The organism is Streptosporangium sp. NPDC049248, from assembly GCF_040678965.1.
Taxonomy (GTDB): domain Bacteria; phylum Actinomycetota; class Actinomycetes; order Streptosporangiales; family Streptosporangiaceae; genus Streptosporangium; species Streptosporangium fukuiense.
Genome location: NZ_JBFAQY010000002.1, coordinates 472,525 through 487,129, shown reverse-complemented (window position 1 = coordinate 487,129; position 14,605 = coordinate 472,525). Strand labels below are relative to the sequence as shown.

Below are 14,605 nucleotides of genomic sequence, written 5' to 3'. Positions count from 1 at the left end.
CTGGAACGATGCTGAGCAGCCAACGCCTGCGGGTGCTTCTGGAGATCTTCAGGACGGGAAGCATCGCGGGAGCCGCCCGAACCCTGCGGCTCTCGCCCTCCGCCGTGTCCCACCAGCTCTCCAAGCTGGAGGAGGAGGCCGGCATGGGCCTGGTCGAGCGGGGCGCGCAGAGCCTGCGGCTGACCGCGGCCGGGCGGCGGCTCGCGACCCGGGCGCAGGAGGTGCTCGACATCATCGAGGCGGCGGAGAAGGATCTGCTGGCGCAGGCCAGGGCCGACGCCGGGCAACTGCGGATCGGTTTCTTCGCCTCCGCGGGATACCGGCTGCTGCCGCTGGCACTGTCGACCTTCACCGCCCGCCACCCCGCCGTGGAACTCGACCTGGTGCTCGGCCAGCCGCACGAGCTCCTGCCCGACCTGGAGCGCGGCGCGCTGGACGTCCTGGTCGTCTTCGAGCACGCGCTCGATCCCTGGAAGCCGCCGGAGGGGGTCGAGGTCATCCACCTGTTCGACGAGCCGCAGCTTCTGGTCGTGCCGCCGGGCCATCCGGCGGGGCAGCGGCAGCGGGTACGGCTCGCCGACCTGGCCGGCGAGCCGTGGATCACCACGTACGGCACCGACACCCCGGTCTCGGTGCTGGAGCGTGCCAGCGCGCTGGAGGGGTTCAACCCGATGATCCGCTGTCGCAGCGACCACTACGAGGTCACCCTCGGACTGGTCAGGGCCGGGCTGGGGGTGGCGCTGGTGCCCAGCCTCGGCGCGCAGGGGGCCTCGGGCATCCAGGTGTGCAGGTTGGACGGGCCCCGCCTCTATCGCAGGATCGGCGCCGCCACCCGTCCGACCAACCCCAATCCGGCGCTGCGCTCCTTCATCGACTACCTGCGCGACGCCTCGGCCCAGATCCGCAACGCCCTGCGCTGACTCCTCGACGACCCGGCCGGACCCGGGATAGGACCCGCGGCGCCGAGCACGGCGGAGCTCCCGCGAGTCGCCGAAGCCGTCGAGTGGAGCGGCACCGGCTTCCAGCGGCGCCGCGGGCACCCGCGCGGGCGGAGCCGTCGTCGTCGAGGTGCCGGGGGACACGCCGGCATGGCCGGGGCCGGCCGGCGTGTCCCGGGTCAGCGGTCGAGAGGCAGGCCGGCCAGGCGGCCGATGGCCAGGCCGGCCTGGCGGGCACGCCCCACCAGGGTGTGCTCGCCGCCGGCGGGACCGTTGGCCAGCACGGCGTAGCCGATCCGGCCTCCGGCGCCGATCATCACCCCCACGTCGGCCCGCACGCCGACGTCGGTGCCGGTCTTGTTCGCCACCCAGACCGTCCCGGCGGGAACGGAGCCGGGGATCTCCCGCGCCTCCGGCTCGCTCGGCAGCAGGGCGGGAACCAGGCTCCGGTCGGTGTTGCAGGCCATCCAACCAAGCAGGAGCCGGGTCCACTCCCGCCGGCCGTCGAGCCCGGCCGCGAACCGGGCGAGCTCGCCCGCCGTACCGACGGCGAAGGTCGGCGGGTGCGAGGGCAGGCGCGGCTCGCGGATCCGGTCGAGGATCCGGGTCCGCGCGAAGCCGAGCGCGGCGGCGCCCTCGGCGACCCGGTCCAGGCCGAGCCGGCGCAGCAGCGCGTTGGTCGCGGTGTTGTCGCTCACCGACGCGGTGAGCACGGCGAGATCCCCGATCGCCCAGCGGCGGCCGGACAGGACGCCGAGGAGACCGGAACCCCCGCAGCGGTCGTCCTCCCGCAGCTCCACGATCTCGGCGGGGTCGAGCTCCCCCTCGGCGATCCCCCGTGCCACCACGGCGAGCAACAGCAGCTTGCCGGCACTGGCGAGGGTCAGCTCGACGTCCTCGTTGACGGAGATCAGCCCCGGCACCGACACGGCCACCCTGATGATCGCCGCGGTGGCGTCGCTCCCATCCCGCGGGCCGAACCCTGTCATCGCCTCATCCTTCCGTGGTCACCGTGGTCACCGTCACCGTCGATACCGTCGATCACGTGGCCAGCACCGTCCCCGGCCGGGCGCCGGTCCCGGCGCCGTCGCGGACCACGCTCTCACCGGCGACGATCACCAGGTGGACTCCGGTCGGCGGGACCAGCGGCGCGGCGAAGGTGGCGCCGTCGGCGATCGAGCCGGGATCGAAGACGACCAGGTCGGCGTGGGCGCCGTCACTGATCACGCCGCGCCCCGTCAGCCCGAACCTGGCCGCGGCCATGCCGGTCATCTTGTGCACCGCCGTCTCCAGGCCGAGCAGTCTCAGCTCCCGGGTGTAGTGCCCGAGCACCCGGGGGAACGTCCCCGCCCAGCGCGGGTGGGGGCGGCCGCCGGGCTTGGGCACGCCGTCGGAGCCGATCATCGAGTACGGCGCGGCCAGCACCCGCCGTACATCGTCCTCGACCATGGAGTGGCTGATGATCGTGACCTCGCCCCGCTCGGCGACGAGCAGGGCGGCGGCCACGTCGAGGGGGTCCTGGCCGCGGGCGGCGGCCAGCTCGGCGATCGTGTGCCCCTCCGTCTCGGGGTGGCGTGGCGCGCAGGCGATCGAGATGCGGTCCCAGCCGCCGTTGCCGACGGTGTTCTCCCAGCCGGGGACGCCCTCGGCGATGGCCCGGCGCATCCGGTCGCGCTGGCCCGCGTCGGTCAGCCGCGCCATCAGCGCGGACAGCCCACCGTCCGAGGCCCAGGGCGGGAGCATCGCGCCCAGCGCCGTGCTTCCCGCGGTGTAGGGATAGACGTCGCAGGTCACGTCCATGCCCTCGGCCCGCAGCCCGGCGATTCTGGGCAGGGTGCGCTCGGTGCGTCCCCAGGCGTACTTGCCCGCCGTCTTGTGGTGGGAGATGTGCAGCGGGGCGCCGCTCCTGCGCGCGATCTCGACGGCCTCCTCCAGCGCCTCCTCCACGCGTGACATCTCATCGCGCAGATGGGTGACGTACGGCTTGCCGTGCCCGGCCGCGACGGCGGCCAGCGCGACGACCTCGTCGGTGCTCGCGTAGGTGCCGGGGGTGTAGATGAGCCCGCTGGAGAGCCCGGCCGCGCCCGCCGAGAGCGCCCGGTCGAGCAGCGCGCACATGGTATCCAGCTCGCCGGGGGTGGCGGCCCGATCGACGGGACCGATCACTCCGGCGCGGAGCGTGCCGTGCCCGACGAGGGAGGTGAGATGGTTGGCGCGGGGTACGGCCGCGTGCGCGGCGGCGAACTCGGCGAAGCCCTCGTACATCCCGACGTCGCCGCCGAAGTAGACCCGGCTCTCCGCGCGCATCGCGGCCAGCCGTTCCGGCAGGGCGGGAAAGAGGCTGGAGCCGCAGTTGCCGCAGATCTCCGTGGTGACCCCCTGCAGGACGGCGGCCCAGGCCAGGTCGCCGCCCGGTTCCCCGTCGATCAGGGTGACGCCGTCGGAGTGGGTGTGCACGTCGATGAAGCCGGGGGCGACGACGAGGCCGGTCACGTCCTCGGTGTGGCGGGAGCCGGCCGGGGTTCCCGGGGGCAGCAACGTGAGGCGACCGGCGAGGACGCCGACGTCGGCGGGGCGGGCGGCATCGGGCGCCGCCGTACCGTCGACCACCAGGCCGCCCCGGAGCAGCAGGTCGAAGTGGGTCACAGGACCTGCCCGAGGAAGGCGCGGAAGCGTTCGTGGCGCGGGTTGGCGAGCACGTCGCGGGGGTGGCCCTGCTCGACGATCACCCCGCCGTCGATGAAGACCAGGCTGTCGCCGACCTCGCGGGCGAAGTTCATCTCGTGGGTCACGACCATCATCGTCATCCCGCTGGCGGCCAGATCCCGCATGACCGCGAGCACCTCCTGGACCAGCTCGGGGTCGAGCGCGCTGGTCGGCTCGTCGAAGAGTATGAGCTTGGGGTCCATGGCCAGGCTGCGGGCGATCGCCACGCGCTGCTGCTGGCCGCCGGAGAGCTGGGCGGGGTAGTGGTCCGCGCGGTCCGCCAGGCCGACCCGTTCCAGCAGTTGCACTGCCCTGCTCCTGGCGTCCTTCTTGGAGACGCCCTTGACGACCACCGGGCCCTCCATGACGTTCTCCAGCGCCGTGCGGTGCGGGAAGAGGTGGAAGCGCTGGAACACCATGCCGATGTCCTGCCGCTGGCGGCAGAGCCCGGCGGGGCTCAGGTGGTGGAGCCGGTCGCCCTGTTCGGCGTAGCCGATCAGGTCGCCGTCCACCCGGATGCGGCCGGAGTCGATGGTCTCCAGCCGGTTGACGCAGCGCAGCAGTGTCGACTTGCCGGACCCGGACGGGCCGACGACGCAGACCACGCCGCCTACCGGCACGTCCAGGCTGATGCCCTTGAGCACCTCGACGGAGCCGAAGCACTTGCGCACCGAGCGGATGCTCACCATGGGCTCGGCCATCAGACGTTCCCCCTGCTGAACGGCCGCAGGTTGCGGCGGACCCTGACCTGCAGGGCGTGGTGGCCGCGCTCGAACCGCTTCTCGATGAAGTGCTGGCCGACGCTGGCGATGGTGGTGAGCACGATGTACCAGATGGAGGCCACGATGAGCAGCGCGATCACCTCGAAGTTGCCGAGGTAGATGCGCTGGGAGACGGTCAGCAGCTCGGCCCCGGCGATGACCGAGACCATCGAGGTGGTCTTGAGCATCGAGATGAACTGGTTGCCGGTGGGCGGGATGATCACCCGCATCGCCTGGGGGAGCACCACCCGGCGAAGCACCTGCCGGTGCGACATGCCGAGCGCCTCGGCCGCCTCACGCTGGCCGGGGTCCACCGAGCGGATGCCCGCCCGGACGATCTCGGCCATGTAGGCGCCCTCGTTGATCGCCAGACCGAGCAGGGCCGCGGTGAAGGGCGTGATCAGCTCGTTGGCCTGCCACTCGATCAGCTTGGGGCCGTCGAACGGCAGGCCGATGCCGAAGGTGGGGAAGACCAGCCCGATGTTGAACCAGAAGATGAGCTGTACCAGCAGCGGGGTGCCGCGGAAGAACCAGGTGTAGAGCCCGGAGGCGCCCCGCAGCACGGGGCTGCCGGACAGCTGCATCACCGCGGCGAGGACGCCCAGCGCCAGGCCGATCACCATCGACAGCACGGTGAGCTGGATCGTGACCCACAGGCCGCCGAGGACCCTGCCGTCCATCAGGTACGCGGCGATGACGTCCCAGTGCAGGTTCTCGTTGACGATGATCGTGTAGGCCAGCCAGACCAGGACGAGTCCGGCGGCCGCCGCCGTGATCCACCGGCCGGGCCGGGGCGGGCGGAGCGCGTCGATCGGCAGGTGCGGATTCTCGGTGTCCGCGGCCGTTCTGGTCATTTCCATGGCTTGGTGTTGACCGTCACCTCGGACACCGCGTTGCTCGCGACGCCGTACTTCTCCAGGATCGCCTGGTAACCGCCGTCGGCGCTCAGTTCCTGCATGGCCTTGGCCACGGCGTCGCGCAGCGCGGTGTTGCGCTTGTCGATCGCGATGCCCCAGGGGCCGGCGTCGTACTGCTCGGGCAGCACTTCGTACTTGCCGGTCTCCTTGGCGTACATCGCCGCGACGGGCGAGTCCACGATGGTGGCGACCGCGCGGCCGGAGTCGATGCTCAGCAGGCCGGTCGGCGCGTCCTCACTCTGCATGATCTGCATCTTCTTGGCGCACTTCTCGTCCTGCCGTTGCCCGATCGCGAGGTTCGAGCTGCCCTTGGCCAGCACGACGGTACGGCCGCACAGGTCCTCAAGGGTCTTGATGCCCTCGGGGTTGCCCTTCTTGACCATGATGGCCCCGCCGGCGTTGAAGTAGTCGATGAAGTCGACGGCCGCGCGGCGCTCCTCGGTGTCGCTCATCGAGGACATCACCACGTCCCAGTTGCCCGCCTGCAGGCCCGGGATCAGGCCGTCGAAGGCGGCGTTGGTCACCTTGGCCTTCAGGCCGAGCTTGGCCGCGATCGCCTCGGCGAGGTCCGGGTCGACGCCGGTGAGCTGCTGGGTGCCCGGCTTGTACATCTCCATCGGCGGGTAGCCCTCCGAGGTCGCCATCCGGAGCTCGCCCTTCTCGCGGACGGCTTCGGGCACCAGTTCCTTGGCGGTCTTGCCGGCCGCCGAGGTGGCGCCCGCGTCGGCGTCGGTTCCCGACGACGAGCGCCCGCAACCGCCGGCGAATGCCGATACCGCCAGCGCGACAGCAATGACCGAATAAAGGCGCTTTGTCACGAAATCTCCTAGTTTGCGAAAAGTTGAGTTTATGGTGTCGACGGGAGGTAACGGCCCCAACACACATGAATGCTTGCGAGTCTCAGCATCGAAAACTTCGCCGCTAAGACCGGACAAAAGCCATCAGTCTCTACCTTCGACACCATGACCTTGGTGATGGAGAACGGCTGGCCGCGCACCGCGGCATGGACCGGCGGGGAACTCCGCATCGGCGGGATCGGCGTACGGGAGCTCGCCGCCGAATTCGGCACACCCGCCTACGTCCTCGACGAGGAGGAGTTCCAGGGCCGCTGCGCCGAGTGGCGGGAGGCGCTCCCCGACGGAGAGGTGCACTACGGCGGCAAGGCATTCCTCTGCCCCGAGGTGGTGCGCTGGCTGGAGGCGGCCGGACTCTGCCTCGACGTGTGCACCGGGGGCGAGCTGGCCGTGGCCCTGGCCGGGGGCATGGACCCCGCGCGGGTGGTCTTCCACGGCAACAACAAGTCGGTCGCCGAGCTGCGCCGCGCCGTCACCTGGGGCGTCGGCTGCGTGGTCGTGGACTCCTTCACCGAGATCGAGCGCCTGGCCGCCCTCGCGGACGAGGCGGGGATACGGCAGCGCATGATGATCCGGGTCACCCCCGGGGTGGAGGCGCACACCCACGAGTTCATCGCCACCGGGGGCGACGACTCGAAGTTCGGGTTCTCGCTCGGCGCCGGACTGGCGGCCGAGGCGGTCCGCCGGGTCCTGGCCACCACCTCACTGGAGCTGACCGGGCTGCACTCCCACATCGGCTCGCAGATCACCGATCTGGGCGGCTTCACCCTGGCCGCCCGCCGGATGGCCGACTTCCTGCTGGCCTGCGAGCTTGAGCACGGCGTGACGATCCCCAAGCTCGATCTCGGCGGCGGCCTGGGCATCGTCTACCGGCCCGGCGACCCGGTCCCGCCCCGCCCGGCCGAGGTGGTCGCGGCGCTGCGTGAGGCGGTACCCGCCCAGGTGCGGCTCGCCGTCGAGCCGGGCCGCTCGATCGCCGGACCCACCGCCGTCGCCCTCTACGAGGTGGGTACCGTCAAGGAGATCCCCGGCGTCAACACCTACGTCAGCGTGGACGGCGGGATGAGCGACAACCCGCGCCCCGCCATGTACGGCGCCGCCTACACCGCGCTCCTGGCCTCCCGCTCCTCGGACGCCCCCCCGCGTGAGGTCACCGTGGTCGGCAAGCACTGCGAGAGCGGCGACGTGCTCGTCCGGGACCTTCCGCTGCCCGCCGACGTACGGCCCGGCGACCTGCTGGCGATCCCCGCCTCGGGGGCCTACCAGCGGTCGATGGCGAGCAACTACAACCACGTGACGCGGCCCCCGGTGGTCGCCGTCCGCGACGGGGTCGCCAGGGCGATCGTGCGCCGGGAGACCGAGGAGGACCTGCTCCGCCTCTACCTGCGTTGACGGGTAGGAGAAACGCATCGTCTCGGCGCTCAACGCGCTGAACGTGCCGGGCTGGGATCGTTTCCGGCCCGACTTCCTGCTCACCGACGAGGAGCACTGATCGGCCCGGCGGATGCCCGGGTGAGCGGACACCGTTCTTCGCCCCGAGGTCGAGAACAGGCTCGGGGCGAAGAACCTCCGCTCAGTCGATGATCGCGGTGGCTTCGACCTCGACCAGATGGTCGGGTACGTCCAGTGCCGCGACGCCCAGCAGCGTGGCCGGCGGGACCGGGGTGACCCCCAGCCTCGCGGCCGCCCGAGTGATCCCCTCCAGGAGCAGGGGCATCTTGTCGGAGGTCCAGTCGACGACGTGGACGGTCAGTTTCGCCACGTCGTCGAAGGAACCGCCGACCTCGGCCAGGGCGGTGCCGATGTTGAGATAGCACTGCTCGACCTGGGCGGCGAGGTCGCCTTCGCCGACCGTGACCCCGTCGGCATCCCAGGCGACCTGCCCGGCGATGAAGACCAGCTTCGACCCGGTCGCGATCGACACCTGCCGGTAGGCATCGATTTCCGGCAATCCGCTGGGGTTCACCAGGGTGATGGCCATGCTGCCTGCCTCCTCGTCATGAGAGCCCGTGGGCTCGCCTCTACCAACCGAGACGCTCTTGGTCTCTTGTGGTTACTCAGGAACTGTAGGAGAGTGGCCGCTGACATGGAAGAACGCACTATTCAGTGACTGGGGAACCTTATGGTGACCAAGCAGTTCAAGGGCTCGCCCAACGAGGCGGACCTGACGCGCGCGGACTCCTTGGCGAGGGAGATCTTCTCGGACGTCGCCAACAAGTGGGCGTTCCTGATCATCGAGTTTCTCGGTGAACGCACCCTGCGCTTCAGCGAGTTGCGGAACGAGGTCGAGGGCATCAGCCACAAGATGCTCACCCAGAACCTGCGCATGCTGGAGCGCAACGGCCTGGTCGAGCGGCGCGTGTACCCCACCGTGCCGCCGCGGGTCGAGTACACCCTCACCGAGCCGGGCCAGGCCCTGCGGGCGACGGTCGACGGAATGTGCGGCTGGACCAGCCACTACCTCGGTCACATCGAGGCATCCCGCCGCCGCTTCGACGCATGAGGAGCGGAGCACGGCCACGGGCGGCCTGCACGGTCGGCCCGGAACGGACTCACGGAGAGATCCGCCCCGAGCCGACGTTTTCTCAGGCTATTTCAGTAGTAGAGATAAAGGGCGAAGCGGGAGCCTTCGAGGTCACACCTGTAAGCCTGGACGATGCCGCCGTTGGTGATGGCTGTGAAACCGGTCCTGTTGCAGTCGTTCTTGTACTGGTAGTAGCCCGCGAGGTGCCAGGATGGGGCGGCCTGCGCGGAGGCCGCCGTGGTGGCGGCCGCGGCGGGGCCGGCCATGGCGCCGAAGACAAGTCCACCGGCCACCAGTGCCGCTGTGGCCAGACGACGAGCTCTCATTTTCTTCCTGCCCTTCGTGAAGAAACACGTGCCAACTGAAATACGACTCCCGCGAGAATCGCGTCCCGAACACGTGACGTCCTGCCGGCAGAGTGTGTGATCTTCCTTGGAAGACGCTTGTGAGCCGCTGGGAAGGCTGGTGGGGCCTGTGCTGAGTTCGGATGGGCGAGCGGCCGGGGTCCCGCGGTCTGCCTCTGGCCTCAGGAATTCAGGTCGCCGGGTCTGGTGCGGGACGAGTGGTGGAGGCCGGTGAGTTCAGGACGTCGTGCAGATCGAGCGCGGCGGGTGGCGGGAGAGGCCCGGCCTGTTCGGCGCGGAAGGCGCTGAGCAGGTAGGCGACGAGCCGTCGGGACGCGGCCAGGGCCGCTTCGGCGGATTCGGTGATGACGCCGCAGTTGGCCTTGAGCAGCAGGGCGAGGTCGTCCTGCGCGAAGTCGGCGCGCAGCCGCCCGGTCGCCTTGGCGCGTCGCGTCAGCTCGGCGAACCCCTGTATGGCGCGGTCGCGTTCCTGCTCGATGTCGACCGCGTCGGGGAACGCCGCGACGAAGGCCGTGCTGAAGCCGCGGTCGACGGCCTGCATGGTGCACACCTTCTCGATGGCCGTGCAGAACCCGCGCCACGGGTCCGGATCGGCCAGCGCGTCGTCGAGGACCGACACGCATGCCTTGAACTGATCGGCGAACACCTCGGTGACCAGCGACTCCTTCGTGGGGAAACGGCGGTAGAGCGTCGCGATCCCCACCTGGGCGTGCCGGGCGATCGCGGCCATCGGCACGTCGAGTCCGCGGTCGGCGAACAGTTCGCGGGCGACCTCGACGATGCGGTCGCGGTTCTGCCGCGCGTCGGCGCGCAACCCCGCGGCCGCGTCGGGGACGGTCGGCATACGAGAGGTCTCGGCGCTCATGTCTCTCACTTTAGGCCAAGTGGATGGGGCTCTCCACTTATCGGGTTACGCTGGCCGGCAGTAGACACCCGTCATGATGGAGGTTCCGTGCGATACCGGAGAGCACTTCCGAAGCGAGCGGTTGGCCGTTTCAACTCCTGTGTCCTGACATTGCGCTCCTCGCCCCGATGGGGCCGGTTCATCAGCGGACACCTCACGGTCGTCACCTACACGGGACGCCGCTCGGGACGCACCTTCAGCACACCCGTCGCCTTCCGGCGTTCGGCCGACACCGTCACGATCGGCGTTCAGTTCCCCGACGCCAAGGTGTGGTGGCGCAACTTCCTGGACGAGGGCGGCCCGATATCGCTACAGCTGGACGGGGCCGACCGCACCGGGCACGCGGTCGCCAGACGTGACGAAGCGGGCCGCGTCACCGTCACCGTCCGGCTGGACGGCTGAGTCCCGTGTCAGCGACCGCGCGGGCCAGGCGCCGGTTGAGTCGAGGTTCTCGACCACGACCGTGCCATAGGTGGCCGCCGGACGGGCGGTGAACCTGTGCGGGCCGTCACACACGGGCGGGCGCCTTCCGATGTTCACGATCGCTCTCCAGCGGACCCGCATTCCGCACCCGGCCGACCGGTTCGGCCACGCAGCTGGATCATCGAGCTCGTCACCGGCCCGTGGCCTCCCACTGATCGACAAGTCGCTCACCAGTCGCGGTCTCTAGCTTCTCTCTGATCCCGCGCGCTCGAAGCGGCGCGGCAGGAGCAGATACAGACCTACACGTGACACCGGGAGGAAGAGCGGATGGCTGCGGCGATCACCGCGATGGCGTTCGGGCAGGCCGGATTCCTGGTCGTGGCGCGCGAGGACGGGCGGATCGAGTCCTGGGACCTCGGATCCCCCAGCACGGTGCGTGTGGTGCGCGACGACTCGGACGACCCGGTGCTGGACCTGGTGGCCGACGGCCCGCGAATCCTGGGCGTGTCGGCGCGGCGTGTCATCGCCTGGAATACGGCAATGGAGGTCGAGGCCGACCATGTGCTCGACCATCCCGCGCACTTCGTCACGGTGACACCGCGCGACGTGTGGCTGGCGGGCGACTCGTACGTCGCCCGGCTCGACCGCGAGCTGGGAGAGTCGACATGGACGCCGATCGCCGACGGAGAGACCACCGACTTCGACGTCCATCCCTCGGGGCGGCGCCTCGTGGTGGTCAAGGACCGCCTCCGCGTCCGTGTTCACGACGCCCGCACCGGCGCCGAACTCCACGTCTGGAACCGCGGGGGCAGGGACGGAGTCCGGCAGGTGTCGGTGCGCTTCGCCGACAAGCCCGATCACCTGTGGGAGGCCGACAATCCAAGCTGGCGGCTGCGGCGTGTCTCCGCGAAGAGCGGGCGGCAGACCAAAGACCGAGACCACCGGAAACTGGCCGGCGCATGGGCGGGCCCGCTGGCGTTCAGCCCGGACCGCGGGCATCTGGCGGTCCTGCAGACCGGCTGTGACGTTCAGGTCTGGGACCTGGAGGCCGACGCCGCCGTCTTCTACGTGGAACCGGTGGCCGACCGTTCCCAGGAGAAGGTGCTGGCCTCGCTCAGCCGCGTCCCGGAGTTCGCATCCGCGGGACAGGGGGTCCTCAGGCGGACGGGCAGCCGCCGCCAGCCCGACCGCGACGCGGCGGTGACCGCCCTCGCGGTCGCCGAACGGGGCGCCATGGTGGCCCTCGGCGGACGCGACGGCGTCGTCCACCGCTGCGACACCGTGACCGGAGCGATCGAACGCCTCGGCGAGCCCCGACTCCTGGCACCTCCGCGAGGTGCGGCGATCACCCGCTGGGCCGAAGGCGTCGCGCACGGCGCTCGTGACGGCGAGCACTGGATCGTCCGCGAGGGCACGCTCGCCAGGCTCGACTTCGAGCGGCCGGATCGGATGCGGGGGGTGGCCCTGGAGGACTTCCCCGCTCTCGACAGGTTCGTCAAGCGCCAGGCCACGCTGTTCTTCCGCGGCGACCTCGTCTGGCACACGGCCTGGGACACGCTGCGGGCCTGGGAGGTGGCGACGGGACGGCTCGTGTGGCACGCCCAGACCCCGGGGCCGCCGCAGATCGCGGGCGACACCGCCTACATGGTCGACGGCCACTACCACCCCCGGCCCGGTTTCCCCCTGCTGCGAATCGATCTGAACACCCGGGAGAGGACGGACCCCCAGAACTTCGCGATCGACGAGGCGTCCATCGACCTGAGCATCGCTCCGGTCAACTGGCCGAGGATCTCCGCGATCGGGCCGCACATCGTGCTGGAGACCTACTCCCGCCCGGAACGGGCGTTCCTGATCGATCCCGAGCGGTGCCTCCTGCTCCACGAACTGCCCCGGGACATCGGCCGGGACCCGCACGACGGCCGCCACGTGCTGCACCGGATCCCCGGCGGCTACGCGGTGATCGACCTGGAGAACCCGGCCGCTCCGCCGAGGATCCGTCAGTTCCCCGACCCGATCGGCGCCGTCCACTGGCACCAGGAGATCGGCGCCGACCGCGTCATCGGGTGGGACCGCGACGCGCGGCGCGTCGTCGTCGCCCGCACGAGCGGCGAACTCCTCGACCACTTCGTCGGCCACGGTGAGGAGGTGTCGGCCTTCTTCGTCTCGCCCGACGAGCGCACCCTTCTGTCGGTCGACCACGCGGGCTTCGTCCGCGCATGGCACCTGGACCGGTAGCGCTTCGTCAGGTCGGCGTGTCGTGGGGTTGCCGGGTTCTGTTCGTCGTCCGTCTGGATGGCTGAGTCCCGCGCCGGCGGCGCAGGACCCGCTCATGATCGACCCCTAGTCGAAGTCGCCGTTCCTGATGCCGTCGATGAAGGTGGTCCATGCGGGGGCGGTGAAGAGGAGAGCGGGGCCGGCGGTGTTCTTGCTGTCGCGGACGGCGTGGCGTCCGCCGGACAGCCTGGCGACCTCGACGCATTCGCCGCCGTTGCTCGCCGATCGGGTGGACTTGGTCCACGTCGCCGCTGCCAGTTCCCGGTTCAGGTCCATCGCTTGATCGTCTCCTTGATGAGTTTCAGGGATTCGCGCTGGGACAGTGCTTCGACGCGGATCGTCTCGTACCTCAATGCTAGGACGGCGACCTCGTCGGGTCGATCGGTTACCTGACCCGCACCGGCCGACTCGACATAGGCCGCGTTGAGCATTCCCCGGTGCGCCTGCGCGATGACAAAACCTCCGCTGACGCCGGTCGTCGTGCGGGCCCGGGTCGGGAGGACTTGGATCGCGATGTCAGGACGTTCGCCCGCCTCGGCGAGGTGCTTGAGCTGCGCCGCCATCACGTGGTCCTCGCCGACGGGACGGAACAGGACGCTCTCGTCGATGACCGCCCACAGCATGGGAGGGGTCGGCCGGCTGAGGATGGTCTGGCGGTCCATCCGGGCCGACACGTACTCCTCCAGTTGCTCGGGGGTGATGCGTGGCTCGCCGCGCAGCATGGCCTCGGCGTAGTCACGGGTCTGAAGCAGGCCCGGAACGACGAGAGGTTGCCAGGCCCTCAAGGTCTCGGCCTCCCGCTCGATCTCGATCCAGGGACGGAACCAGTCGGGCAGGTGGCTGCCCACGTGGTTGAGCAGGTCCCACAGATCCGTGAGGGCGGAGCCGAGCTCCAGGACCTCGTCGATCTTCTGGGCCATCTCCCGGGGCGCCTTTCGATGTCCGAGCTCGACCATGCTGACCAGGCTGGTCGACCAGCCGATGAGGTCCGCCAGCTCCTTCTGGCTGAGCCCCGCTTGCTTGCGGTATTTGCGGAGCTCTGCGGCGAAATATTCCTTTGGGGAGACTGTGGGGCTAATGCTCGGGGAGATGGACATTTCCCTTCCTTTCATCAACACACGGCCCTCCACATATATCTGTGTAGTGACCGTGAGTCCGGGGTTACTACCGAGCGTAGCCTTTTTTTGGGAATCTCGGAATGGCATCGGGCAGTCTCCGGGATGTATGGCGAGAAAGTCCGAAAGGCGGATCTGTGGGTTGGCGGAAAGGTCATCGTGATGCAGCCGATCGGAAAGTCAGCGGAGATCTTCCTGCGCAGAGAAGTCGAATCGGTTTCGCGCGCACGGGAATTGGTTCTCGATCTCCTGGGTGCCGATCATCCGGCTTACGAGCAGGTGCGGCTGGCCGTCTCCGAGATCACCACGAACGCCGTCGAACACTCGGAGTCCGGACCGGTGGGGGACCTGGTCATGGTCGTCCTGAAGGTGGTCGACGACTTCGTGCGGATAGAGGTCACCGACCCCGGTTCCGAGTCCAGCAAACCACACATACGGGAGAATCAATCCACGAATGCGGAAGACGGGCGAGGGCTTTTCATTGTCAACCAGCTTTCATCGGGAAACTGGGGCATTCGCGACTTCGGGGCCGGTGGCCGGACGGTATGGTGTGCGATCCCGGCGAATCCCTCAGGCTCCGATGAAATTCCCATGGATACGTATGCCATTCCCGCCGTCCAGCCGGAGGCGTAGCATTCGGTGATTTTCTTCAAGCGCGGCATGCGCTCAAAACCCGGTCCTCGACAGGCGTGGTGTGTACGTCTTCCTTGGGAAGAGCAGCCCCGAACCTGAATCGGCGGGGCCGCCGCCTCCACGCCGGGTGAGGCGTAGCTGTGAGGTCCTCTCCAGGCCCCGCCCCTGTCGCGGTTCCCTCCTCCGTCTCG

16 protein-coding genes are annotated in these 14,605 nt (G+C 69.7%); 6 read left to right on the top strand and 10 right to left on the bottom strand.

The window, feature by feature from the left end:
- Window positions 1-8 precede the first annotated feature (8 nt).
- Window positions 9-920, top strand: a complete 912-nt coding sequence (locus AB0K21_RS05985; RefSeq protein WP_343963344.1) for a LysR family transcriptional regulator — start codon at window positions 9-11, stop codon at window positions 918-920.
- 197 nt (window positions 921-1,117) lie between these two features.
- On the opposite strand, the gene AB0K21_RS05980 is transcribed toward AB0K21_RS05985, so the two are convergent.
- From AB0K21_RS05980 to AB0K21_RS05960, 5 genes are read right to left on the bottom strand one after another with little or no spacing between them, the layout of a single operon-like run.
- A complete protein-coding gene (locus tag AB0K21_RS05980; protein ID WP_364148188.1) occupies window positions 1,118-1,927 on the bottom strand; it encodes a serine hydrolase in 810 nt (269 codons plus the stop codon).
- A 52-nt stretch (window positions 1,928-1,979) separates the two neighbouring features.
- A complete protein-coding gene (locus AB0K21_RS05975) occupies window positions 1,980-3,584 on the bottom strand; it encodes an amidohydrolase family protein (RefSeq protein WP_364148185.1) in 1,605 nt (534 codons plus the stop codon).
- Window positions 3,581-4,345 carry an amino acid ABC transporter ATP-binding protein gene (locus tag AB0K21_RS05970; RefSeq protein WP_364148182.1) on the bottom strand — a complete coding sequence of 255 codons (765 nt, stop codon included), beginning with the start codon at window positions 4,343-4,345 and terminating at the stop codon, window positions 3,581-3,583. Before AB0K21_RS05970 ends, AB0K21_RS05975 begins: the two co-directional genes overlap by 4 nt.
- A complete protein-coding gene (locus AB0K21_RS05965; RefSeq protein WP_364148179.1) occupies window positions 4,345-5,265 on the bottom strand; it encodes an amino acid ABC transporter permease in 921 nt (306 codons plus the stop codon). The genes AB0K21_RS05970 and AB0K21_RS05965 overlap by 1 nt, the downstream gene beginning before the upstream one ends.
- Window positions 5,256-6,140 (bottom strand): ABC transporter substrate-binding protein, encoded by an 885-nt coding sequence (locus tag AB0K21_RS05960; protein WP_343963350.1) that lies wholly within the window; start codon window positions 6,138-6,140, stop codon window positions 5,256-5,258. The genes AB0K21_RS05965 and AB0K21_RS05960 overlap by 10 nt, the downstream gene beginning before the upstream one ends.
- A 144-nt stretch (window positions 6,141-6,284) precedes the next feature.
- On the opposite strand from AB0K21_RS05960, the gene lysA reads away from it, so the two are divergent.
- The gene (gene lysA, locus AB0K21_RS05955; RefSeq protein WP_343963351.1) at window positions 6,285-7,568 is read left to right on the top strand and encodes a diaminopimelate decarboxylase; all 1,284 of its coding nucleotides are present in this window, start codon (window positions 6,285-6,287) and stop codon (window positions 7,566-7,568) included.
- 181 nt (window positions 7,569-7,749) lie between these two features.
- On the opposite strand, the gene AB0K21_RS05950 is transcribed toward lysA, so the two are convergent.
- Window positions 7,750-8,157 carry a RidA family protein gene (locus AB0K21_RS05950; RefSeq protein ID WP_343963352.1) on the bottom strand — a complete coding sequence of 136 codons (408 nt, stop codon included), beginning with the start codon at window positions 8,155-8,157 and terminating at the stop codon, window positions 7,750-7,752.
- 141 nt (window positions 8,158-8,298) lie between these two features.
- Between AB0K21_RS05950 and AB0K21_RS05945 the strand changes: the two genes are divergently transcribed.
- Complete coding sequence (locus AB0K21_RS05945; protein ID WP_364148174.1) at window positions 8,299-8,679, top strand: helix-turn-helix domain-containing protein; 381 nt, start codon at window positions 8,299-8,301, stop codon at window positions 8,677-8,679.
- 92 nt (window positions 8,680-8,771) lie between these two features.
- Here the strand turns inward: AB0K21_RS05945 and AB0K21_RS05940 are convergent, their stop codons facing one another.
- Both AB0K21_RS05940 and AB0K21_RS05935 read right to left on the bottom strand, forming a co-directional pair.
- Window positions 8,772-9,026 (bottom strand): hypothetical protein, encoded by a 255-nt coding sequence (locus AB0K21_RS05940; protein WP_343963354.1) that lies wholly within the window; start codon window positions 9,024-9,026, stop codon window positions 8,772-8,774.
- 208 nt (window positions 9,027-9,234) lie between these two features.
- Window positions 9,235-9,930, bottom strand: a complete 696-nt coding sequence (locus AB0K21_RS05935; protein WP_343963355.1) for a helix-turn-helix domain-containing protein — start codon at window positions 9,928-9,930, stop codon at window positions 9,235-9,237.
- Window positions 9,931-10,017: 87 nt separating this feature from the next.
- On the opposite strand from AB0K21_RS05935, the gene AB0K21_RS05930 reads away from it, so the two are divergent.
- The gene (locus AB0K21_RS05930) at window positions 10,018-10,371 is read left to right on the top strand and encodes a hypothetical protein (protein ID WP_364148170.1); all 354 of its coding nucleotides are present in this window, start codon (window positions 10,018-10,020) and stop codon (window positions 10,369-10,371) included.
- A 348-nt stretch (window positions 10,372-10,719) separates the two neighbouring features.
- Complete coding sequence (locus tag AB0K21_RS05925) at window positions 10,720-12,627, top strand: WD40 repeat domain-containing protein (protein ID WP_364148167.1); 1,908 nt, start codon at window positions 10,720-10,722, stop codon at window positions 12,625-12,627.
- 105 nt (window positions 12,628-12,732) lie between these two features.
- Here AB0K21_RS05925 and AB0K21_RS05920 read toward each other — a convergent pair whose 3' ends face one another.
- Both AB0K21_RS05920 and AB0K21_RS05915 read right to left on the bottom strand, forming a co-directional pair.
- Window positions 12,733-12,942 (bottom strand): DUF397 domain-containing protein, encoded by a 210-nt coding sequence (locus AB0K21_RS05920; protein WP_343963360.1) that lies wholly within the window; start codon window positions 12,940-12,942, stop codon window positions 12,733-12,735.
- On the bottom strand, window positions 12,933-13,763 hold the full coding sequence (locus AB0K21_RS05915; protein WP_364148164.1) for a helix-turn-helix transcriptional regulator: 831 nt from the start codon (window positions 13,761-13,763) through the stop codon (window positions 12,933-12,935). Before AB0K21_RS05915 ends, AB0K21_RS05920 begins: the two co-directional genes overlap by 10 nt.
- Window positions 13,764-13,886: 123 nt before the next feature.
- Here AB0K21_RS05915 and AB0K21_RS05910 point away from each other — a divergent pair, with 123 nt between their 5' ends.
- Window positions 13,887-14,414, top strand: coding sequence for an ATP-binding protein (locus AB0K21_RS05910; protein WP_364148161.1), 528 nt, complete (start codon window positions 13,887-13,889; stop codon window positions 14,412-14,414).
- Window positions 14,415-14,605: the final 191 nt, after the last annotated feature.